Raw genomic sequence first — 22474 nt, 5'->3', positions numbered from 1 at the left:
GCCACACGAGCGGCAGGCGGCGACGCCACCGCGCCACCCCGCATTTCAGGCCGCCACGGCAACGTACGGCTTTGCGGCGCTCTGTATTACAGCGGTAAAAATCGCGTAACGCACTGAAACAGACGGTAATACACCGGGCGTAACTGCCATACAGTCCGCGCCGTAAGCTTGTGCCCGCGCGATGGCTGCCCCGAGGCAGACCGTCGCCGCCTGCTTGCCCACCGAGTCCCTCCCATGACCGTGCCCGCCCCGGGCGTTGCCCCGCGCCACCCTAGCCCGCCGCATCCGCTGCGCCAGGCGGCCGCGCTCGCCCTCGCCGCGCTGTTTGCCGCGCTGGTCGCGAGCCTGGCCGGCTGCACGGTCGGTCCCGATTACGTCCGTCCCGATACGCCGCTGCCCGACACGTGGCGCGAGACCCAGCCGGCCAACGACCAGTGGAAGGTAGCGCAGCCGGCCTCCATCGATGCCAGCCAGGACTGGTGGGCCGCGTACGGCGACTCCACGCTGAACGGACTGATCGAGGCGGCAATGGCCGCCAACCAGACCCTGCGCCAGGCCGAGGCGAGCTACCGCCAGGCACGCGCGCTCACGCAGCAGGCGCGCGCCGGGCTGTTTCCCACGCTCGACGCCAACGTCACGAGCGGCCGCGCCCGCGCGTTCGGCAACGGCGCGCCGAGCGTGGCCAACAGCCATGCCGCGCTGTTCGACGCCAGTTGGGAAGTGGATCTCTGGGGCCTGGTGCGCCGCGCCGTGGAAGGCGCGCGCGATACCGAGCAGGCCTTTGCCGCCGACCTCGCCGCGGCGCGCCTGAGCATCCAGGCCGAAGTGGCGCAGGACTATATCCAGCTGCGCATCACCGATGTGCTCAAGGACCTGTTCGCGCGCACCGTGGCGGCCGACGAGGAATCGCTGAAGCTCACGCAGAGCCAGTTCCGCGCCGGCGTGGCGACCGCCGCCGACGTCTCGCTGGCGCAGGTCACGCTCGAGTCGGCGCGCGCGCAGGGCATCGACCTCGATGTGCAGCGCACGCAGTTCGAACATGCGCTGGCGGTGCTGACCGGCCAGGCGCCCGCCGCCTTTGCGCTGCCGCCGGCCGATCCCGTCACGCCGCTTGCGATGCGCGTGCTGGCGGTGCCACCGGGACTACCTTCCGCGCTGCTCGAGCGGCGCCCCGATATCGCCGCGGCCGAGCGCCGCATGGCCGCCGCCAACGCGGAGATCGGCGTGGCGCGCGCGGCCTATTATCCGCAGTTGACGCTCTCCGCCAGCGGTGGCTTCAGCAGCGCGAGCCTGGCCAGCTGGTTTGGCGCGCCGGGCCGCGTGTGGTCGCTTGGCGCGGGGCTGGCGCAGACGCTGTTCGACGGCGGCCTGCGCGGCGCGCGCAACGATCAGGCCGTGGCGGCCTACGACCAGGCCGCCGGCGCCTATCGCCAGACCGTGCTGTCCGCTCTGCAGGAAGTGGAGGACAGCCTCGCCGCGCTGCGCGTGCTCGACCAGGAAGTGGTGGTGCAGGATCGCGCCGTGGCGGCCGCGCGCAATGCCGAGCGCGTGACGCTGGCCCAGTATCGCGCGGGCACCGCGCAGTATCTGTCGGTCATTACCGCGCAGCAGCTGGCACTGACCAACGAGCGCACCGCCATCCAGCTGCGCGGGCGCGAGTTCGCCGCAAGCGTGGCGCTGGTCACGGCGCTCGGCGGCGGCTGGGATGCCGACGCACTGGCGCGGCCGCCTGCTGCCGCCCCGGCGCGGACGCCCGCCGCGGCCGCGCTCCCCGACGCCAGCCGTTCGTCTCCTTCCAGGTCCTAGTCCCCATGTCTGCCACTGCCCGGTCCCACAAGCGGCTGATTGCGAGCATCGCCGTTGTCGTCCTGCTCGCGCTCGCGTTCGGTCTTGCGCGTCTGTCTGCGCCGTCCCCCACCAAGGCGCCGGTGCCGCCCGTGGGCGTGACCGTCGCGCGGGCGCAGGCGCAGGATGTCGACATCGGTCTGGCCGGCGTCGGCACCGTGCAGGCCATGCAGACCGTCACGGTCACGCCGCGCGTCGACGGGCAGCTGGAAAGCGTGGGCTTTGTCGAGGGCCAGGACGTCAAGGCCGGCCAGGTGCTCGCGCGCATCGACCCGCGCACGTTCCAGGCGCAGCTGCAGCAGGCGCAGGCGACCAAGGCCCGCGACGAAGCCAGCCTCGCCAATGCAAAGCTCGACCTCACGCGCTTCGAGGGCCTGATCAAGGACAACGCCACCACGCAACAGACGCTCGACACACAGCGCGCCACCGTCGCGCAGCTCCAGGCCGCGGTGCGCACCGACGACGCGCAGATCGCGCTCGCGCGCGTGCAGCTCGACTTCACCACCATCACGGCGCCGCTCTCGGGCCGCGTGGGCGCGCGCCTGGTCGACCCGGGCAATATCGTGCATGCCACCGATACCGGCGGTCTGGTGGTGATCCGGCAGGTCGACCCGATCGACGTGGTATTCACGCTGCCCGACGATGCCTTCGGCCGCATCAACCGCGCCATGCAGGCCAGCCCGCAGCCGCTGGTGGTCGACGCCAACGAACGCGAGTCCGACACGCTGCTGGGCCAGGGCAAGCTCATTCTCGTCAACAACACTATCGATACCACGAGCGGCACGATCCAGCTCAAGGCGCGCTTTCCGAACCCCAACCATGCGCTCTGGCCCGGCCAGTATGTCAATGCGCGGCTCGTGCTGGGCCGGCGCGCACACGCCGTGACCGTGCCGTCGTCGGCGCTCCAGCGCAACCAGGCAGGCACCTACGTGTATGCGGTGCAGCCTGACGATACCGTACGCATCCAGCCGGTCGAGGTGGCCGAGCTGCAGGGCGATCGCGCGGTGATCGCCAAGGGCATTGCGAGTGGCGACCGCGTGGTGGTCGATGGCCAGTACAAACTGCGGCCGGGGGCGAAGATCGCCGCGACGGCGCCGCCCGGCGCCGCCCCCGTTGCCACGACCGCAGCCACCCCCCGCCCCCCACCCCCCACCTCCGCGGCCCCCCTCCGCCGCCACCTCCGCGGTCACCTCCGCGCCCGGCGCCCGCCCATGAGCATTTCCGCCGCCTTCATCAAGCGCCCGATCGGCACCTCGCTGCTGGCGCTGGCCCTGCTGCTGGTCGGACTGGCCGCATGGCCGCTGCTGCCGATCGCCCCGCTGCCGCAGGTCGACTTTCCGACCATCCAGGTCTCGGCCTCGCTACCCGGGGCAAATCCGGAGACCATGGCGTCGAACGTGGCGCAGCCGCTCGAGCGGCAGTTCTCGCTGATCGCGGGGCTGTCGCAGATGACGTCGCAAAGCGCGCAAGGCACCACGCAGATCACGCTGCAGTTCGACCTCAACCGCAGCATCGATGCCGCCGCCGTCGATGTGCAGGCCGCCATCAACGCGGCCAGCGGACAATTGCCGAGCAACCTGCCGACCGCGCCCTCGTTCCGCAAGATCAACCCGGCCGACGCGCCGATCCTGGTCATGGCGGTGCAGTCCGACGCGGTACCGCTGACCACGGTCAACGACAACGCCGACAACATCCTCGCGCAGCAAATCTCCCAGATCGCCGGCGTGGGCCTGGTCAATATCGGCGGCCAGCAGAAGCCCGCGGTGCGGATCCAGGTCGACCCCGGCAAGCTCGCGGCCATGGGCCTGAGCCTGGAGGACATCCGGGGCACCATCGCCGCGACCACGGTGAATTCGCCGACCGGCAGCACCGACGGCCCCAGCAAGGCCTTCAACGTCTACACCAACGACCAGCTGACCCGGGCCGCGCCATGGAACGACATGGTGCTGGCCTACCGCAACGGTGCACCGGTGCGCGTGCGCGATGTGGGCGTGGCGGTGGACGGCCCGGAGAATGCCAGGCTGGCCGGCTGGGCCTTCGGCGGCGTGGCGGCGCCCCGGGACAGCACCATCCGCAACGGCCGCGCCATCATCCTGGCGGTGACCAAGCAACCGGGCGCCAACGTGATCGAGACCGTGGACCGCATCAAGGCCGCGCTGCCGCGCCTGCGCGCGTCGATCCCCGCCTCGGTCAGCGTCAATATCCTGGCCGACCGCACGCAGAACATCCGCGCGTCCGAGGCCGATGTCGAATTCACGCTGGTACTGACCATCGCACTGGTGGTGATGATCATCTTCATGTTCCTGCGCAACGTGCCGGCCACGCTGATCCCGAGCGTGACGGTGCCGCTGGCGCTGCTCGGCACCGCAGGCGGCATGTACCTGCTCGGCTATTCGCGCGACAACCTGTCGCTGATGGCGCTGACCATCGCGGTGGGCTTTGTCGTCGACGACGCGATCGTGATGCTGGAGAACATCTACCGCCACGTCGAGGACGGCATGGCGCCGATGGAAGCGGCGCTCAAGGGCGCCGGCGAGATCGGCTTCACCATCGTCTCGATCTCGGTCTCGCTGGTGGCGGTGTTTATCCCGCTGCTGCTGATGGGAGGCATTGTCGGCCGCCTGTTCCGCGAATTCGCGGTGACCGTCACGCTGACCATCGCCGTCTCGGTCATTGTCTCGCTGACGCTCACGCCGATGCTGTGCTCGCGCTTCCTGCAGCCGCACACGACCGCGCACCCCCAGCAGCACAGCCGCCTGTTCCGCTGGTTCGAGGCCGGCTTCGAGGCCATGCTCGACGCGTACCGCCGCGGGCTCGATCGGGTCATGCGGCACCAGTTCCTGACACTGTGCGTGTTCATCCTGACCGTGCTGACCACGGTGGCGCTGTTCGTCTATATCCCCAAGGGCTTCTTCCCGCAGCAGGACACGGGCTTCCTGTTCGGCTTTGCGGAATCGGCGCAGGATGCCTCGTTCAAGTCGATGAACGCGCGCATGGTGGCGCTCGCCGATATCGTGCGCAGCGATCCCGACGTGGCCGCGGTGGGCATGACCGGCGGCCAGAACACCGTCAACACGGGCAACTTCTTTATCAGCCTGAAGCCCAAGGACGAGGGCCGCACCGCCACCGCCGATCAGGTCATCGCCCGCCTGCGGCCCAGGCTCGCGCAGGTGGAAGGCGCCAACCTGTTCCTGCAGGCCGGCCAGGACATCAACGTGGGCGGCCGCCTGTCGCGCACGCAGTACCAGTTCACGCTGACCGATGCCAACCTGACCGAGCTCAACGACTGGGCCCCCCGCATCCTGCAGCGCTTCCGGCAGTTGCCGCAACTGGCGGACGTGGCCTCGGACCAGCAGAACGCCGCGGCGGCGGCAACGCTCACCATCGACCGCGCGCGCGCCTCGAGCTTTGGCATTACACCGGCGCTGGTGGACGCCACGCTGTACGACGCCATCGGCCAGCGCCAGGTGGCACAGTACTTCACGCAGATCAACAGCTACCACGTGATCCTGGAGGTCACGCCCAGGCTGCAGCAGGACCCGCGCCTGTTCGACAAGCTCTACATCACCTCGCCGCTCACCGGCCAGGAGGTGCCGCTGTCATCGTTCGTCAAGCTCGACACCAGCCACACCGCGTATCTGTCGATCAGTCACCAGGGGCAGTTCCCGGCGGTCACGATCTCGTTCAACCTGGCGCAAGGCGCCTCGCTCGGCGAAGCGGTGAGCGCGATCAACCAGACCCTGGCCAGCATGGGCAAGCCGGCCACGCTGACGGGCGCGTTCCAGGGCACCGCGCAGGCTTTCAGCGCCTCGCTGGCGTCGCAGCCGTACCTGATCGCGGCGGCGCTGATTGCGGTCTATATCGTGCTGGGGCTGCTCTACGAGAGCTATATCCATCCGCTCACGATCCTGTCGACGCTGCCGTCGGCCGGGGTCGGCGCCATCCTCGTGCTGCTGCTCGGCGGGTACGACTTCACGGTAATCGCGCTGATCGGCGTGATCCTGCTGATCGGCATCGTCAAGAAGAACGGCATCATGATGGTCGACTTTGCGCTGCAGGCGGAGCGCGAGCGCGGCCTGTCGCCGCAGGAGGCCATCCGCGAGGCCTGCCTGCTGCGCTTCCGCCCGATCATGATGACCACCATGTGCGCACTGCTGGCGGGCCTGCCGCTGATGCTCGGCCATGGCGCCGGCTCCGAGCTGCGGCGTCCGCTCGGTTACGCGATGGTGGGTGGCCTGCTGGTGTCGCAACTGCTGACGCTGTTCACGACTCCGGTGGTCTACCTCTACCTCGATCGCGCGCACTACTGGTACATGTGCCGCAAGGCTGCGCGCAAAGGGCGCGCAGCCGCCGCGCACGGCGCGCGTGCACGGGAGCTCGCCGGCACCGAGCGCGAGTGAAGACCCGCGCGAAGGTTCGGGCGAAGGTCGGGACCAGGCCCCGGCGGCAAGCCCCCGGGCGCGCGTCACCGGTCGCAACGGCGCTAGGCCGTGACGACGAACGTCCCGCTCATGTTCTCGTGCCCCGAGCCGCAGAAGATGTCGCACAGAAAGCCGTAGGTACCGGGCCTCGCCGGCGTCAGCGGCACGCGCACGGTCCGCCCCGGCGGCATGCCGGCGCGCACGCCGAGGTCCGGCGCGCTGAGTCCCATCACCACGTCCTCGGCGATCAGCACGAGCACCACGGGCTCGCCCGCCTTGAGCGCGATCTTGTCCGGCGTGAAGACAAAGCGCCGCGCCCGGATGACGATTTCGCGCGGCGTGGCGGCATCGCCCTGCGTGGCGCCGAGCGTGACGGCAAGCGGCGCCGCCACGGCCGCCACGGTCCAGCCGAGCAACTGGCGGCGGCGGGGATTGGTGTCGATGGTCATGTCGCGTCTCCTCAAGCGTCGGTAACGGGTCGTTCAGCCAGGCGATAGGCGGCAGGCTGCCGCAGCGCGGTCACTTCGCGCCAGCCCAGGCCGCGGTATGGATGCGCGGCGTCCCACGGCACCGGCTCGCGGCGCGGCTGCGAGCCCGCGGGCGGCAGCGGAAACATCAGCGAGCGCGCCGCGTGATGCTCGATATGGCCCGTGAGGTGATGATGTTCCTGGTGAATATGGCCGTAGAACACCGTCACGTTGGGATAGGGCAGCAGCAGCTCCACCACCTTGTCGCCATCGCGCGTGGCCCAGTCCCACTGCGGATACAGGTTGAACAGCGGCCGGTGCGTGAACACCACGATGCGCGCATCGCGCGGCTGGCGCGCGAGATCCTCGGCCAGCCATTGCCGCTGCGCCTCGCCGACCTGTCCGCCGGGATCGGACACGTTGTCGAGCACGATCGCGTGCAGGCCCTTGTGGTCGAACGTGTAGTGCGTGGGGCCGAACAGCTCGCGATACGCCTCGCCCTGGTCCAGGCTGGCATCGTGCTCGCCGGGCATCAGGTACACCTTGCCGGCCCTGAGCGGGGCGACGGCGGCCTGGAACTCGCGCATGCGCTGGCGCCGTTCGGCGGGATCGTCGGTGGTATGGGTGAGGTCACCGGTGAACATGATGAAGTCGGGCTGGCGCGGCAACGCATTGACCGCGGCCACGGCGCGCGGCAGCGTGCCGCGCGCGTCGGGATTGGCGGCGCCCTGGAAACCCCAGTGCGTATCCGACAGTTGCACGAAGAAAAAGTCGGCGTCGCGCGCCGCGGCCCAGCCGGGCAGTCCGGACGCGAACACCGCACCGGCGCCCGCGCCGGCCAGGCGCAGGAAGTCGCGCCGCTTGCAGTCAAAAGACGGGAAGGGATGGGTCATGATGCCTCCTTGGCGTGGTCATCCTGACCGTCTGACTGGCCCACGCGCCGGTTTATTCCCACCAGCCGGGCAATGCGAAAAAAAGACGGCAAAGCGCCCGGGGCGGGAATAAACTCAGCGTGCCGCCGGTATGACAAGCGAGAGCCAAGCATGAACCGACCGAATCACGACCGCCCCTACCCCGTGGCGCGGCGCCACGAGTTCTGACGTGGACGCCAGCGAGCGCCGCCGCTTCGATGCACTGGTGCTGCCGCATCTGGACGCCGCGTACAACCTTGCGCGGTGGCTGTGCGGGGGCACCACGGATGCCGACGACGTGGTGCAGGAAGCCTTTCTGCGCGCGTATCGCCTCTTCGCGAGCTTCCGCGGCGAGCAGCCGCGGCCGTGGCTGCTCGCGATCGTGCGCAATGCGTGGTTCACGCTGTATCGGCAACGCAGGTCCGCGGCAGAAACCGCTTATGACGACGACGTTCCGGATACCACGCTGCCCGAGTGGCATGGCACGCTGGCCAGCCCCGAACAGGCGCTGCTGCGCGAGGACGATATCCGGCTCGTGCACGCGGCGCTGGAACGGCTACCCGTGGTGTTTCGCGAAGTCATCGTGCTGCGCGAGCTCGAAGACCTGCACTATCGCGATATCGCGGCGATCGCCGGCATCCCGGTCGGCACCGTGATGTCGCGCCTTGCGCGCGGCAGGCGCATGCTTGCCGCGGAGATCGTGACGCTACGCGACGCGTCCGTCCGCACGATGGGAGAGACCGGCGATGAATTGCGATGATGCACGCCTGCTGTTGCAGGCCTGCGCCGACGGCGAACTCGGCGCGGCCGACAGCGTCCGGCTGGAACGGCACCTCGAGGACTGCGCGGATTGCGTGGCGGCGCTGCGCGACCTGCAGGCGCTGCGCAGGACAGTGCGGCACGGTGCGATCTATCACCGCGCAGGCCCCGCGCTGCGCGCGCGCGTGCTGGCGGCGTTGCCGCAGACGGCCGATGATGCGGCAGTGACTGACACGCGCGCGGCCGGCGCGCGGGCAGCGGGTGAGGTGAATGGCGTGGACGGCGCGGATGGCACGGGCAGAAGCGCCGGGACGCGGCCGTCCGCGCCCGCCCGGCCCGCACCGGCGGGCGGCTGGCGCCGCTGGTTCGAGTGGTCGCCCGCCGTCAACGCGGCCATGACGGCGCTGACGGTGGCCGCCGTGGGCCTGGGATTGACCACCGTCGCGCTGCGCCCCGCGCCCGGCGACGTGACCGCCGACGCCGTGGTGGCTGGCCATGTGCGGGCCTTGCTGTCGTCGCGCGAGATCGATGTGGTATCCACGGATCGTCATACCGTCAAGCCGTGGTTCAACGGCCGCATCGACTACGCGCCCGACGTGCGCGACCTGAAGGCCGAGGGCTTTCCGCTGGTGGGGGGGCGACTCGACTACGTCGATGGCCGGCGGGTGGCGGTGCTGGTCTACCGGCGCGGGCAGCATCCGCTGGAGGTGTATGTGCTGCCCGGCAGCGATGCGATCGGCAGCGGCACGCGCGTGGTGCAGGGGTACAACATGGAAAGCTGGCGCAGCGGCGGCATGCGCTACCTGGCGATCACCGATGCCTCCGCGCAGGACCTGCAGCAGTTCGTGACAGCCTGGAGAGCGGCGCGAGAATAGCGGACGGCACGGTGATGACCTTGCGAGGCGGGACCGGCCCGCCCGCCGCTCACCGCCTCAGGTCACCGCCTCAGGTCACCGCCTCAGGTCACCGCCTCAGGTCACCGCCTCGGGTCACCGCCTCGGGTCACCGCCTCGGGTCCGCACGTCAGGTCAGCACGAACGGCAACTGGCGTTGCCGCTTGCCGGTCAGCCGGAACAGCGCGTTGGCCACCGCCGGCGCCAGCGCCGGCACACCCGGCTCGCCAAGGCCGGTCGGGTTGTCTTCGGACGGTACGAAGAACACGTCGACCTGCGGCGCGTCCGGCATGCGCGGCGGCGGGTAGTCCGGGAAATTGCTGTTGCGGACCACACCGTTTTCCATCTCGATGGCAAACCCGGGGCGCGTCATCGACAGCCCGAACACGCAGCCGCCCTGGATCTGCGCCGCCGCCGAGAGCGGATTGACCACGCGGTTCGCGTGCACGCCGGCGGTCACGCGATGTACGCGCGGCTCGCCCTTGACGATCGACACGTCCACCACATAGGCCACCACCGAGTGGAAGGACTCGTGCACGGCCACGCCCCACGCATGCCCCTTGGGCAGCTTGCGCTTGCCATAGCCGGACTTGTCCACCGCCAGCTGCAGCGCGGCGCGATGGCGCGCGTGCTTCTGCGCGTCGAGCCGCGCCATGCGCCATGCCACCGGGTCCTGCTTCGCGGCGACCGCCATCTCGTCGGCCAGCGTTTCCTTGACGAAGCCCGTGTGCGTATTGCCGACCGAACGCCACCACAGCACCGGCACCTCGACCTTGGGATGATGCACGGCCAGGTGCAGCGGTAATGCGTAGTCGTTCTCCACAATCCCTTCGGTCATGGTCGCGTCCACGCCGTTCTTGACCATCATCGGCTCGAAGGGCGTGCCAGTGATGATCGACTGGCCGACGATGGTGTGCTGCCATGCCACCACCTGGCCCGCGCCATCGACGCCGATGCGCGCGCGATGCACGTGCAGGGGCCGGTAATAGCCGCCCTTGATATCGTCCTCGCGGCTCCACATGACCTTGAGCGGCTCGGTATGGCCGTTGGCGATCCATGCGCGCAGCACGCCGGCCGCCTCGACCAGATAGTCGGACGTCGGCACCGCGCGCCGGCCGAAGCCACCGCCGGCCATCATCGTGTTCAGCGTGACCTTGTCGGGCGTCAGCGACAGCGTGCGGGCCATCGCGGCCTGGTCGATGGTCTGGAACTGCGAACCCACCCATACCTTGACGGCGGTGGCCTTGTTGCCGCTGATCTCGGCCTGCATGGTGCAATTGAGCGGCTCCATCGGCGCGTGCGCCAGATACGGCAGCCGGTACTCGGCCTCGATCACGCGCGCGGCGCCGGCCAGCGCGGCCTCGATATTGCCGCTCTCGAGCGGCCGCGCCACCGTGCCGGGCTGCGCCGCGAGCTTGCTGTACGCCTCATACAGTGCCTGCGTGCCGACCGTCGAGCCTGTGTCTTCCCATTCGATCTGCAGCGCCTCGCGGCCGAGCTTCGCGGGCCAGTAGCCATCGGCCACCACCGCCACGCCGGTGCCGCCGCGATCGACCGGCACCAGCATCACGTCCGCCACGCCCTTGATCGCGCGCGCCTTGTCCGCGTTGAACGATTTCACCTTGCCGCCAAAGCGCGGCGGACGCGCCACCACGGCCACCACCATGTCCTTCAGGCGCACGTCGAGGCCAAACACGCCGTCGCCATGCAGCTTGGACGCGGCATCGAGCCGCGGCGTGGGCTTGCCGACGATGCGGAACTGCGCCGGATCCTTGAGCGTGACGGTGCGCGGCACCGGCAGGCTCATGGCCGCGGGTGCCAGCTCGCCGAACGTCGCGCGATGCGTGCCCGAGGTGACCACGCCCTGCGCCACCGTGCAGCTGGCGGGGTCGACTTCCCACTGGCGCGCGGCGGCGGCAACCAGCATCGCGCGGGCGCGCGCGCCGAGTTCGCGGTACTGCTGGAACGAATGGTTGAGCGCGGTGGAGCCGCCCGTCATCTGGATGCCGAAGGCCGGATCCTTGTACGCATCGCCGGCCGGGGCCAGCACCGCGCGCACGTTCTTCCAGTCGACATCGAGCTCTTCCGCCAGGGCCATCGGCAGCGCGGTGTGCACCCCCTGACCGAATTCGAGCCGGTTCACCGCCACGGTCACGGTGTTGTCCGGCGCGATGATCAGGAACGCCTGCGGCGCGGCGGCCGGCGCCGCGGCGTCGCTGGCAGCGTCCTTGGAGACCTCGTCGGCATCGGCCAGGCCGGTCACGCCGAGCGCGAGGCCGCCGCCGGCCAGGCCGCTCAGCTTGAGGAAACCACGGCGCGACAGCGTCGCGCCGGCGCCAATGGCCGGTGTCGCCGTGCCGTCATGCCCCTGGGCGGGGCTGTTGCCGCCGGCCAGCGCTTCGAGGCCACGCATACGTTCGATTCGCATCATGCCCTCCTTACGCCAGTGCCCGGGCGGCATCCTTGATGGCCGCGCGGATCCGTTGATAGGTGCCGCAGCGGCAGATATTGCCGGCCATGGCCTGGTCGATATCGGCATCGGTCGGCCGCGGCTTGTTACGCAGCAGCCCGACGGCGCTCATGACCTGTCCGTTCTGGCAGTAGCCGCATTGCGCCACGTCATGCCGCAGCCAGGCGTCGAGCACGGCGCGGCCGACGCGGTCGTCGCCCATGCCCTCGATGGTGCCGATGCGCACGCCGTTGGTTGCCGAAATCGGCATCACGCAGCTGCGCGTGGCCTGGCCGTTGATATGGACCGTGCACGCGCCGCACGCCGCCATGCCGCAGCCGAACTTGGTGCCCGTCATGCCGAGGTTGTCGCGCAACGCCCATAACAGGGGCGTGGAAGGATCGGCATCGACGTCGATCGTCTTGCCGTTGATGTTGAGGGTGGTCATGGGGCGGCTCCTTGGGTCTTGGCCCGGGTCGTTGTTTGCTTCGACGTGCTTGCTCCGCGGGCGCGGAAACGCAAGGAGGATAGTGCAAAACGCCAATGCGTGCGTCGCGCGCCTCATACGCGCGCGGATGCACCGGAAACGGGCATGCGGGCATCGGCCAGGCGACACCCGGGCAAGGCCCAGGCAACGCCCGGGCAACGACCTACTTCAGCCCGCGCAGGTACAGATACAGCGCGTTGAGATCGGTATCGTTCCAGTGTTCGAACGAGGCAAACGGCATCACGCGGCTGACCTCGCTGCCGTCGGGCCGCTTGCCGGTGCGCATCATCGTCACGAAGCTGGCGGCATTGCCGTAGGGCTGCATCGCGCGCGCGTCGGCGTGCAGGTTGGCCGCGGGCGGCCAGTCGGGCGGCGCGCCGGGAATGTTGCCGCCCTTGAGGCTGGCGCCATGGCAGCCCATGCACATGCCGGCCACGTACGCGCCGCGTTGCACGGTGACCGCGGCGGGCACGGCGGCCGCCGGCGGGAGGCTGTGGTCGATCTTCTCGGCGGCATCCTTGATGACGCCCGCCCCATAGAGACCGCGCACGAACCATGGCAGCGTTATCTCGCCCGGCCTGGCCCCACCAGGCGTGGGCGGCAGGCTGCGCACGTAGGCCACCAGCGCGGCGAAGTCGTCGTTGGACAGGCGGTTGTAGTCCTCGCTCGGCATGATCAGCAGCGGACGTCCCGACGGCGCCACGCCGTGGCGGATGGCGCGATCCCAGTCCTCAGGCCGGTAGCGCCCGATCTCGGGATTGGCCTGCGTCAGGTCGGGGGCCCGCACGCGGAAGCCGTTGGCTTCGTCGAATACCTGCTTGCCCTCGCCGGCCGCGCCGTGGCACTCCATGCAGCCGCGCGACTGATAGAGATACTTGCCGAGCGCGAGGGACCCCGCGTCGTCGCGATAGGCCACCGGCTGGAGCGCGGGCAACGCGACGTCGCGCTGCATCTTGCGGCCGCCCCAGAGCCAGGTGGTGCCGACTGCGACCACGACCACGATCGCAAAGGTGACGAGCGCCGCGGAGGCGATCCGGAAAAAACGCGCGATATCCATGGAGATCCCTTCTGTTCTTGTGCCCCTGATCCCGGTGCGCCCGATTCCAGCCGGTCGGCCGCGGGTCTTCTGTGCGCGATGGTACAGACATCGGCAGGCGCACGGCCGGGGCTTTTTGCGGCTCCGCACGCTTTGCGCGACCTGCGCCCTACCAAAAAACGACAAAAGACGCCAGTCCCAACAACGAACCCGCGCACCGCCTATCTCCGTTCTCAAACCGCCGTCAACGGGCTTACAGTGCCCCCTAGCCTCGGCGGGGTGTGACCCTATCTCGCCGGATGCGGCCCCCTGCCCGATCCCGGCGCCGGCCACCGCATCGCGGCGCAGACAAGAATGATTCGCATGACGCCCATTGCATGACGTCCGATAAGGCCGCCCAAACCATGACCGCCCCCGTCCCGGCCCTGCGCTGGCGCCCCCTGCTGCTGGCCGCCGTGGGGGCGTTCGTGCTTGCGACCTTCGGCATCTGGCTGTCCCGCCTGCCCGGCAATGCCGCCGCGCTATGGCTCGCCAACGCCTTCGGCCTTGGCATGGTGCTGCAGCGCCCGGCGCGCGAGGCCCGCTGGTTGCTGGCCATCATGTTCGGCGGCCATGTGCTGGCCAACTGGGTCGGCGGCGACGGCATGGCCGTTGCCGTGCTGCTGTCCACCGCCAACCTGGTCGAGATCGGCTGCTCCGTCGCGCTGCTGCGGTTCATGAACGCGCGCATGAGCACGGTGCTGCCCGGGCGGCTGGCGAATTTCGCGCTGACGCTGGGCGTGGCGGCCTCGGTCGGCCCCGCGGTCGGCGCGCTGTGCGGGGCGGCCGTGCTCGCCCATTTCTATGGCACCGCGTTCACACGGGTGTGGTGGACCTGGTGGAATGCCAGTGCGCTCGGCATGGTGATGTTGCTGCCGCTGATGGTGTCGGTGACGCCGGCCCGTATCCACGCCACGCTGCAGCGCGGCCTGCTGCTGCGCCTGTGCATCCTGCTGGCGCTGTGCGTGGCGATCGGCACGGTCGCCGTCATGCAGGCGCACGACCCGTTCGTGGCGATGTCGCTGCCGCTCGTGGTCGCCGCGCTGATCAGCAACCCGTTTGCCACCGCGCTGCTGACGCTGCTGTCCACGCTCTCGGCCGAGATCTTCGCGCTCGCCGCCGGCGCGCCGGCGGTGGCCATGCAGAAGCTGCCGCTGTCGGCGGCGGTGATCATGGTGTTTCCGGTCTGCATCGCCCTCATGACCGAACAGAACCGCGCCGGGCGCGCCCATCTGCGCAGCAGCGAACGTCGCTTCCGCCAGGCGATGGAGCATTCGGCCATCGGCATGGCGCTGGTCGGGCTCGACGGCCGCTGGCAGGTGGTCAACCGCGCCATGACGGAACTGCTCGGCTACAGCGCCGAGGAGCTGCGCAGCCTGCCGTTCCAGCAAATCACGCATCCGGACGACCTGCAGCCCGACCTGCGCCAGGTGGAACGCCTGCTGGCGGGCGAGATCGACTCCTACCGGCTCGAGAAGCGCTACCGCCACAAGGACGGCCACTACCTGTGGACCCTGCTGGCGGTATCGCTGGTTCGCGACGAAGCGACCGGCGCGCCCGACCACTTTATCTCGCAGGTGGAAGACATCCATACCCGGCGGCTGGCGCAGGAGCAGCTCGAGCAGTTGACGCGGCGCACCCAGCTGGCGGTCGAGGCCGGCGGCGTGGGCATCTGGGAATGGGACTTCACCAATGCCGCCATTGCCTGGGATGCGCGCATGCATGCGCTGCACGGCACCACGCCGGAGCTCGGCACGCCCACGCTGGCGCAATGGATCGCGATGCTCCATCCCGAGGATGTCAGCCGCGTTAGCAGCGAGATGCGCCAGGCCATCCGCGGCCTGCAGCGCTTCGATACCGAATACCGCATCGTGCGGCCGACCGGCGAGGTGCGCCACGTGCGCGCGATGGCCATGGTGTCGCGCCACGAGGACGGCGAGCGCGAAGGCGGCATGACGCGCGCGCTGGTGGGCACCAACTGGGATATCACCGAACAGCGCCGCCTCACCTCGGCGCTGTTCGAGGAGAAGGAACGCCTCCATATCACGCTGCGCTCGATCGGCGACGCGGTGATCTGCACCGATGCGGTCATGCGCGTGACCTTCCTGAATCCGATTGCCGAGCAGCTGACCGGCTGGAGCATGGACGCCGCGATGGGGCAGCCGCTCGAACAGGTCTTTCGCATCGTCGACGAACTGACCGGCGAGGTCATCCCGAGCCCGGTGGAACAGTGCCTGCAGTCGCTGCGCCCGGCGTACCTGCAGGAGGGCGCGGTACTGCAGAGCCTGACCGGCGAGCGTCACGACGTGCAGGATTCCGCGGCACCGGTGCTGACGGGCAATGGCGATGTCCTCGGCGCCGTGCTCGTGTTCCAGGACATCACCACCTCGCGCGCGCTGCAACGCGAGCTGGCCCACTCGGCCACGCACGATGCGCTGACCGGCCTGCCCAACCGCGCCTGGTTCGAGAAGCGGCTGCGCGAAGCGTGCGACGCGGCGCGCCAGCAGGGGCACCGCAGCGCGCTCTGCTTTATCGACCTCGACCGCTTCAAGATCGTCAACGATACCGCCGGCCATGGTGCCGGCGACGTGCTGCTGCGCGAGCTCGGCTACGTGATCCGCCATCATGTGCGCCCCGACGACCTGCTCGCGCGCCTGGGCGGCGACGAGTTTGCGCTGCTGCTCAAGGACTGCACGGTCGATCAGGCCGATCATGTGTGCCAGAAGGTCATCGACGCGATTCGCGGCCGCCGCTTTCCGTGGGACGGCCGCGTCTACGATGTCGGCGCCAGCATCGGCATTGCCGCCATCGACAGCGAGGCCCCGCCCGTGGGCGAACTCATGAGCCGTGCCGACGTGGCCTGCTATGCGGCCAAGGCGGCCGGGCGCAATCGCGTATCGATCTATCGCCGCGACGAAAGCGATGCGCGCCGCCATCACCGCGAGCTCGAAGTCGCCGCTGGCATCCACTCGGCGCTGGAGGCCAACCGCTTCCGCCTCTATGCGCAGGAGATCCGTGCGCTGCGCGCCGAGGAGGAACACGTCAGCCATATCGAGATCCTCGTGCGCATGGTCGACGAGAGCGGCACGCTGGTCATGCCGGGCGCGTTCATCCCCGCCGCCGAGCGCTATGACCTGATGGGCCATATCGACCGCTGGGTGATCCGCACCGTGCTGCACGATTTCGGCCCGCGCCTGGCCGCCGTGCCGGGCCTGTCGGTGTCGATCAACCTGTCGGCCAACTCGCTCGGCGAACCGTTCCTGCTGCCGTTCCTCCACGCCGCGCTCGACGATTCGGTGCTGCCGGCCAGCCGCATCCGCCTGGAGATCACGGAAACCGCGCTGATCAACAACATGTCGGCCGCCAATCGCCTGGTCACGGAAATGCGCCGCGCGGGCTGCACCGTGGCGCTCGACGACTTCGGCGCGGGCCTGTCCTCGTTTGCCTATCTCAAGCAGTTCTCGGTCGACTACCTGAAGATCGACGGCAGCTTTATCCGCAATCTGGCCGACAACGTGGTCGATCGCGAGATCGTGAGCTCGATCAACGATATCGGCCATCGCCTCGGGGTCTGCACCGTGGCCGAGTCGGTCGAGGACGAGCAGACCGTCCACACCCTGCGCGCCATTGGCGTGGACTACGCGCAGGGCTACGCCATCGGCATGCCGATGCCGCTCGAAACCTTTCTCGACGGCTGCGAACGGCGCGAAAGTGCCGCCCAGCCGACCCAGCCGACCTCGGGTCACGCCTGACCCGGCTGCCTGCGCGGTCACCCCGGGGACCGCGCGTTCGGAAATCCGAACGCGCCCCCTTCACCGGCGTTCGGGTTCCCGGACGCCGGCCTGCGCATCTGTGGTTTTCCCCTTTGTATTCATGACCTTACATGGGCCTTGAGGGGCCTTCGTGTTGGCACGCGTCGTGCGATTGCAGGCCCCGAGCAAATGCGTGCGCACCGTTCGCACGGCCATCGGCGGGCCGCCGCATGCCGGCCCATGCCCATACCAAAGGAAGACAACCAACACGATGAAACGCAACCGCCTGCCCACCCTGATCTTCATCGCCATGCTGCTTGGCGTGCTTGCCGGCGCCGCCGCGCACCACCTGGCGCCAGATGCCGCCACCGCCAAGGCGATCGCCGATCACCTGTCGATCCTCACCGACATCTTCCTGCGCATGATCAAGATGATCATCGCGCCGCTGGTATTTGCCACGCTGGTCGCGGGCATCGCCGGCATGGGCGACGGCCGCGCCGTGGGCCGCATCGGCCTGAAGGCGATGGCGTGGTTCCTCGCGGCCTCGATCACCTCGCTGCTGCTCGGCCTCGTCATGGCCAACCTGCTCACCCCCGGCCACGGCATGGACCTCGCGCTGCCGGCGGCCGATGCCGCCTCCAGCGTCAAGACCGGCTCGCTGAACCTGCGCGACTTTATCGCCCACATGTTTCCCAGGAGCTTCGTCGAGGCCATGGCCACCAACGAGATCCTGCAGATCGTGGTGTTCTCGCTGTTCTTCGGCTTTGCGCTCGGCACCGTCAAGGATGGCGTGGGCAAGCCCGTGCTGGCCGGTATCGAAGGCCTCGGCGAGGTCATGCTGAAGGTCACCAACTACGTGATGGCGTTCGCGCCGGTGGGCGTGTTCGGCGCGATCGCGGCGGTCATCACCGCGCAGGAGCTCGGCGTGCTGGTGATCTACGCCAAGCTGCTGGGCAGCATGTACCTGGCGCTGGCGCTGCTGTGGGCCGCGCTGCTGGCGGGCGGCTGGTGCTTCCTCGGCAAGGACGTGTTCCGCCTGATCAGGGTCCTGCGCGCGCCGCTGATGATCGGCTTTGCCACCGCCAGCAGCGAGTCGGCCTACCCCAAGGTGATCGAGCAGCTCACGCGCTTTGGCGTCAAGCGCCGCATCACGGGCTTCGTGCTGCCGCTCGGCTACTCGTTCAACCTGGACGGCTCCATCATGTACACCTCGTTCGCGGCGCTGTTCGTCGCGCAGGTCTACGGCATCCACCTGTCACTCACGCAACAGATCACGATGCTGCTGGTGCTGCTGGTAACCAGCAAGGGCATCGCCGGCGTGCCGCGCGCCTCGCTGGTGGTGGTGGCGGCCGTGCTGCCGATGTTCGGCCTGCCGGAAGCCGGCATCCTGCTGGTGCTCGGCATCGACCATATCCTCGATATGGGCCGCACCGTTACCAATGTGCTCGGCAATGCCGTGGCCACGACCGTTGTCGCCAAGAGCGAGAACGCCATCGGCGCACCCGACCTGGCGGAGGAGGACGATCCCGTCTCCGCACCGGGCGGAACCCTGGGTACGATCCAGGCCCTGGCCGGCAAATAACCGCGCCGGGATGTGCCCCAGCCCTGTCGCCGACCCGGTGCCAGGGCTTTCTTTTTTCGGCGCTGGCGGCATTGTGGTAAAAGGCTGCCATGCAGCACGAAGACCCCGCCATGCCGTCCCCCCTTTCCGCTTCCGCCAGACCTCGCGCCGCACTCACGCTGCTGGCCCTGCTGGTACTGGCCGCCCTGATCGCCGCGGCCAGCTGGTTTGGCTACCGCTACACGTACGACAACGCGCTGGCGCGCCAGGCCGAACGCGGCCAGGTACAGCTGCGGCTCTACGCCCAGGCGCTCGACAGCGAACTGGCGCGCTACGACTACGTGCCGAGCCTGCTCTCGCTCGATGCCCGCATCGACGCGCTGCTGGCCAATCCCGCCGCGCCCGCGCGCGTCAACGACGCCAATATCTACCTGGCCGCGCTCAACGCGCGCGCCGGCACGCGCGTGGTGTATGTACTGGACGCCCACGGCAAGGTGCTGGCGGCAAGCAACTACCAGCGCCCGGACAGCTTCGTCGGCGAGGATCTCAGCTTCCGCCCGTACTTCCATACGGCCATCGAGGGCCAGCTCGGCCGCTTCTACGGCGTGGGCACCACGCGCAGCGAATCGGGCTACTACCTGTCGGCCCCGCTCGGCAACCGCGACCATCCGCGCGGCGTGGCGGTGGTCAAGATCGGCCTCGAACCGCTCGAGAACCGCTGGCAGGGCGCGGACAGCCAGATGCTGCTGGCCGACGAGAACGGCGTGGTGATCCTTGCCTCCGATCCGTCGTGGAAGCTCGCCGCGCTGCGGCCGATTCCGCCCGAGCTGCGCGCGCGGCTCGAACGCACGCGGCAGTACAACCGTGCGCCGCTGCCCACGCTGGAGCTGTCGACGGTGCGCACGCTCGGCAGCGGCCCGGGCCAGGGCGGCGATGCGCTGGTCAAGCTGCGGCTCGGGCCGCCCATGCTGGCGCAGCGCGCGGTCCTGCCCGGCACCGAGTGGGACCTCACGCTGCTGACCAATACCTCGCAGGCCCGCATGGCGGCGCTCAACAGTGCCGCGCTGGCCGGAGTTGCCACCGCCTTCGTGCTGCTGCTGGCCGCGGCGTGGAACGTGCGACGGCGCATCGTCAGCGAGCGCCTGGCCACGCGCAGCGCGCTGGAAGCCGCCAACAGCGAACTCGAGCGCAAGGTGGCCGAGCGCACCGCGGACCTGTCCGCGGCCAACCACCTGCTGCATGCCGAAGTGGCCGAACGCGTGCGCGCCGAGGCCTTCCTGCGCCAGGCCCAGGACGGTCTGATGCAGGCCGGCAAGCTGGCCGCCATCGGCCAGATGTCCACCGGCATCGCGCACGAACTGAACCAGCCGCTGGCCGCGCTGCGCACGCTGTCGGGCAATGCCTGCAAGTTTCTTGAGCGCGGCGACCAGGACACCGCGCGCGACAATCTCGAAAAAATGATCGCGCTGGTCGAGCGCATGGGCCGCATTACCGGCGCGCTCAAGTCGTTCGCGCGCAATCCCGCCAGCGGTCCGCGCCGTGCCGCGCGCCTGGTCGACGCGATCGACAATACGCTGTTCCTGCTCGATACCCGCGTGGTGGCCACCGCGCCCGTGATCGAGCGCGATATCGACCCGACGCTCGTGGTGGCATGCGACCCCAACCGCCTCGAACAGGTGCTGGTCAACCTGATCGGCAACGCGCTCGACGCCATGCGCGGCCAGCACCCGCCCCGGTTATGGCTGCGCGCGTACGAAAGCGGCGGCCTGGTGCACCTCACCGTGCGCGACAACGGTCCGGGCCTGTCCGAGGAAGCCTTTGCGCGGCTGTTCGAACCGTTCTTCACCACCAAGCCCGCGGGCGAGGGCCTCGGCCTCGGGCTGACCTTGTCGGCCGGTATCCTCAACGAGAACGGCGGCACGCTGACCGCGATCAATCATCCGGACGGCGGCGCCTGTTTCACGCTCGGGCTGCCGCAGGCCGTGCGCGAGGTACCTCATGTCTGAGCTGACGGTGATGATCGTCGAGGACGATCCCGATGTGCGGCTCGGCTGCGAGCAGGCGTTGCGGCTGGAAGGCATCGCCACCCGCACGGCGGCAAGCGCCGAGGCCGCGCTGCGCGAACTGCAGGATCGCTCCGGGGCCGGCCAGCCCGTGGGCGCGGTGGTCAGCGATATCCGCCTGCCTGGACGCGACGGCATGACCCTGCTGGCCGACCTGCGCGCACAGGACCCGACGCTGCCCGTGATCATGATCACGGGCCACGGCGACGTGAACCTCGCGGTGCAGGCGATGAAACAAGGCGCGTACGACTTCCTGGAAAAGCCGTTCTCGCCCGAGCGGCTGGTCGACGCGTGCCGGCGCGCGCTGGAACAGCGCCGGCTCACGCTCGAGGTCGCCGACCTGCGTGCACGCCTGGCCGGCCGCGACCGTCTGGCCGCGCGCCTGATCGGCAATTCGCCGGCGATCGAGCGCCTGCGGGCCAGGATCGCCGACGTGGCCGATACCGCGGCCAACGTGCTGATCCATGGCGAGACCGGCACCGGCAAGGAGCTGGTCGCGCGTTGCCTGCACGAGACCAGCACGCGCCATGCGCGTCATTTTGTCGCCATCAACTGCGGCGGCCTGCCCGAACACCTGTTTGAATCGGAAATCTTCGGCCACGAGGCCGGCTCGTTCACGGGAGCCGCGCGCCGCCGCATCGGCAAGATCGAGCACGCCGCCGGCGGCACGCTGTTTCTCGACGAGATCGAGAGCATGCCGATGTCGATGCAGATCAAGCTGCTGCGCGTACTGCAGGAGCGCGTGGTGGAACGCCTCGGCTCCAACCAGCCGGTCGCGGTGGATGCACGCGTGGTGGCCGCCACCAAGGCCGATCTGCGCGCGCTGGCCGACGCCGGTCAGTTCCGCGCCGATCTCTACTACCGGCTCAACGTGATCACGCTGGCCTTGCCGCCGTTGCGCGAACGGCGCGAGGACATTCCGCAGTTGTTTGAACATTTCGTGGCACAGGCCGCGCTGCGCTTCGAGCGCGAGCCCATCCCCGCCACGCCGGCCGAGCTCGCCGCGCTGATCGCCTATCCGTGGCCGGGCAACGTGCGCGAATTGCGCAATCTTGCCGAGCGGCATGTGCTCGGCATGGGGTGCCAGCCTGGCGAGGCGAGCCCTCACGAGAGCGCTCGCGAGGGCCACGCGGCCGACGGCACGGTGCAGCTCGCACAGGCCGTCGAGCAGTTCGAGCGGGCCCTGATCGCCGATGCGTTGCGTCGCCACGACGGCAATCTCACACGCGCCAGCGAAGCGCTTGGCGTGGCCAAGACCACGCTGTTCGACAAGGTCCGCAAGTACGGTCTGTGAGTCGCGCGCGGAGTTTTTTTCACGATCGGCCATCGCGAGCCGTTATCATCCTCATTTGCGCATGCGCGGAAACGCCGGGAAATCGGCGGGTCGCGCGGTGGGTCGCGCGGTGGGTCGTGCGGTGATGTGCCTCACGGTCACTGATCCAAAAGGACTAGGGGACTAGGGCAAATGACTGCAGACATTCGGCCTGTTGCGAATCGCGTCGGTCCACCAGAGACTACCGATGTACGTTAAACAACAAAAGTGCGACGTCACTCATGGTTTCCCTCTGTCATGAATCGATCATGCACGGGCTACTATGAAGACGTACGGTGCAGGATGGCACCGGGCAGATGGCAGAGACCATCGCCGCCAACAGTCGGCAGTATCGACGTATCAGCAGTACGACCAGCGGGGAGCGGGTCGAAGCATCAGGGTCAGTAAAATCCGGCAGCCCGGTGTCACACCGGCGTGGCGCGCCCGAAAGCGCCACGAGGCGCGAATCCGTGCTGCGC

General features: G+C 69.2%; 13 protein-coding genes and 1 pseudogene. 9 read left to right on the top strand and 5 right to left on the bottom strand.

Annotated elements, in window-relative coordinates; genetic code table 11:
• The first annotated feature begins 234 nt into the window (after positions 1-234).
• From DFLDMN_RS18165 to DFLDMN_RS18155, 3 genes and pseudogenes are all read left to right on the top strand, one after another.
• A complete protein-coding gene (locus DFLDMN_RS18165; RefSeq protein WP_423196255.1) occupies positions 235-1806 on the top strand; it encodes an efflux transporter outer membrane subunit in 1572 nt (523 codons plus the stop codon).
• Positions 1807-1811: 5 nt separating this feature from the next.
• Positions 1812-2921 (top strand): annotated as a pseudogene (locus DFLDMN_RS18160) (efflux RND transporter periplasmic adaptor subunit); the annotation flags it as partial.
• Positions 2922-3056: 135 nt separating this feature from the next.
• Complete coding sequence (locus tag DFLDMN_RS18155; RefSeq protein ID WP_423198465.1) at positions 3057-6245, top strand: efflux RND transporter permease subunit; 3189 nt, start codon at positions 3057-3059, stop codon at positions 6243-6245.
• 83 nt (positions 6246-6328) lie between these two features.
• Here DFLDMN_RS18155 and DFLDMN_RS18150 read toward each other — a convergent pair whose 3' ends face one another.
• Both DFLDMN_RS18150 and DFLDMN_RS18145 read right to left on the bottom strand, forming a co-directional pair.
• Entirely contained in the window at positions 6329-6715 is a 387-nt protein-coding gene (locus DFLDMN_RS18150) for a cupredoxin domain-containing protein (protein ID WP_423196254.1), read from the bottom strand.
• 11 nt (positions 6716-6726) lie between these two features.
• Positions 6727-7626, bottom strand: a complete 900-nt coding sequence (locus DFLDMN_RS18145) for a metallophosphoesterase family protein (RefSeq protein ID WP_423196253.1) — start codon at positions 7624-7626, stop codon at positions 6727-6729.
• Between the two features lie 208 nt (positions 7627-7834).
• On the opposite strand from DFLDMN_RS18145, the gene DFLDMN_RS18140 reads away from it, so the two are divergent.
• Complete coding sequence (locus DFLDMN_RS18140) at positions 7835-8404, top strand: RNA polymerase sigma factor (RefSeq protein WP_423196252.1); 570 nt, start codon at positions 7835-7837, stop codon at positions 8402-8404.
• Complete coding sequence (locus DFLDMN_RS18135; protein ID WP_423196251.1) at positions 8391-9278, top strand: anti-sigma factor family protein; 888 nt, start codon at positions 8391-8393, stop codon at positions 9276-9278. The genes DFLDMN_RS18140 and DFLDMN_RS18135 overlap by 14 nt, the downstream gene beginning before the upstream one ends.
• Positions 9279-9426: 148 nt before the next feature.
• Here DFLDMN_RS18135 and DFLDMN_RS18130 read toward each other — a convergent pair whose 3' ends face one another.
• The 3 genes from DFLDMN_RS18130 to DFLDMN_RS18120 all read right to left on the bottom strand — a co-directional run bounded on the left by DFLDMN_RS18130 (position 9427) and on the right by DFLDMN_RS18120 (position 13289).
• Positions 9427-11724 carry a molybdopterin cofactor-binding domain-containing protein gene (locus DFLDMN_RS18130; RefSeq protein WP_423198464.1) on the bottom strand — a complete coding sequence of 766 codons (2298 nt, stop codon included), beginning with the start codon at positions 11722-11724 and terminating at the stop codon, positions 9427-9429.
• A 10-nt stretch (positions 11725-11734) separates the two neighbouring features.
• Positions 11735-12193 carry a (2Fe-2S)-binding protein gene (locus DFLDMN_RS18125; protein WP_423196250.1) on the bottom strand — a complete coding sequence of 153 codons (459 nt, stop codon included), beginning with the start codon at positions 12191-12193 and terminating at the stop codon, positions 11735-11737.
• Between the two features lie 202 nt (positions 12194-12395).
• Positions 12396-13289: a c-type cytochrome gene (locus DFLDMN_RS18120; protein WP_423196249.1), complete on the bottom strand. Its 894-nt coding sequence runs from the start codon at positions 13287-13289 to the stop codon at positions 12396-12398.
• 356 nt (positions 13290-13645) lie between these two features.
• Between DFLDMN_RS18120 and DFLDMN_RS18115 the strand changes: the two genes are divergently transcribed.
• The 4 genes from DFLDMN_RS18115 (at position 13646) to DFLDMN_RS18100 (ending at position 21977) form a co-directional block, all read left to right on the top strand.
• Positions 13646-17059 (top strand): diguanylate cyclase, encoded by a 3414-nt coding sequence (locus DFLDMN_RS18115; protein WP_423196248.1) that lies wholly within the window; start codon positions 13646-13648, stop codon positions 17057-17059.
• Positions 17060-17330: 271 nt separating this feature from the next.
• Positions 17331-18641 (top strand): dicarboxylate/amino acid:cation symporter, encoded by a 1311-nt coding sequence (locus DFLDMN_RS18110; protein ID WP_423196247.1) that lies wholly within the window; start codon positions 17331-17333, stop codon positions 18639-18641.
• Between the two features lie 110 nt (positions 18642-18751).
• A complete protein-coding gene (locus tag DFLDMN_RS18105; protein WP_423196246.1) occupies positions 18752-20626 on the top strand; it encodes a sensor histidine kinase in 1875 nt (624 codons plus the stop codon).
• Positions 20619-21977: a sigma-54-dependent transcriptional regulator gene (locus DFLDMN_RS18100; protein ID WP_423196245.1), complete on the top strand. Its 1359-nt coding sequence runs from the start codon at positions 20619-20621 to the stop codon at positions 21975-21977. The genes DFLDMN_RS18105 and DFLDMN_RS18100 overlap by 8 nt, the downstream gene beginning before the upstream one ends.
• Positions 21978-22474 lie beyond the last annotated feature (497 nt).

This window comes from Cupriavidus sp. H19C3 (assembly GCF_049393815.1).
In the GTDB taxonomy this organism is placed as follows: Bacteria; Pseudomonadota; Gammaproteobacteria; order Burkholderiales; family Burkholderiaceae; genus Cupriavidus.
This window is presented reverse-complemented; position numbering and strand designations above follow the sequence as displayed.

What these genes read in the sequence shown, in the direction of transcription:
- DFLDMN_RS18105 (WP_423196246.1), top strand. Translation starts at nt 18,752, where the DNA reads ATGCCGTCCCCCCTTTCCGCTTCCGCCAGACCTCGCGCCGCACTCACG.
- DFLDMN_RS18100 (WP_423196245.1), top strand. Translation starts at nt 20,619, where the DNA reads ATGTCTGAGCTGACGGTGATGATCGTCGAGGACGATCCCGATGTGCGG.
- DFLDMN_RS18135 (WP_423196251.1), top strand. Translation starts at nt 8,391, where the DNA reads ATGAATTGCGATGATGCACGCCTGCTGTTGCAGGCCTGCGCCGACGGC.
- DFLDMN_RS18155 (WP_423198465.1), top strand. Translation starts at nt 3,057, where the DNA reads ATGAGCATTTCCGCCGCCTTCATCAAGCGCCCGATCGGCACCTCGCTG.
- DFLDMN_RS18165 (WP_423196255.1), top strand. Translation starts at nt 235, where the DNA reads ATGACCGTGCCCGCCCCGGGCGTTGCCCCGCGCCACCCTAGCCCGCCG.
- DFLDMN_RS18120 (WP_423196249.1), bottom strand. Translation starts at nt 13,289, where the DNA reads ATGGATATCGCGCGTTTTTTCCGGATCGCCTCCGCGGCGCTCGTCACC.
- DFLDMN_RS18145 (WP_423196253.1), bottom strand. Translation starts at nt 7,626, where the DNA reads ATGACCCATCCCTTCCCGTCTTTTGACTGCAAGCGGCGCGACTTCCTG.
- DFLDMN_RS18130 (WP_423198464.1), bottom strand. Translation starts at nt 11,724, where the DNA reads ATGCGAATCGAACGTATGCGTGGCCTCGAAGCGCTGGCCGGCGGCAAC.
- DFLDMN_RS18115 (WP_423196248.1), top strand. Translation starts at nt 13,646, where the DNA reads ATGACGTCCGATAAGGCCGCCCAAACCATGACCGCCCCCGTCCCGGCC.
- DFLDMN_RS18110 (WP_423196247.1), top strand. Translation starts at nt 17,331, where the DNA reads ATGAAACGCAACCGCCTGCCCACCCTGATCTTCATCGCCATGCTGCTT.
- DFLDMN_RS18150 (WP_423196254.1), bottom strand. Translation starts at nt 6,715, where the DNA reads ATGACCATCGACACCAATCCCCGCCGCCGCCAGTTGCTCGGCTGGACC.
- DFLDMN_RS18125 (WP_423196250.1), bottom strand. Translation starts at nt 12,193, where the DNA reads ATGACCACCCTCAACATCAACGGCAAGACGATCGACGTCGATGCCGAT.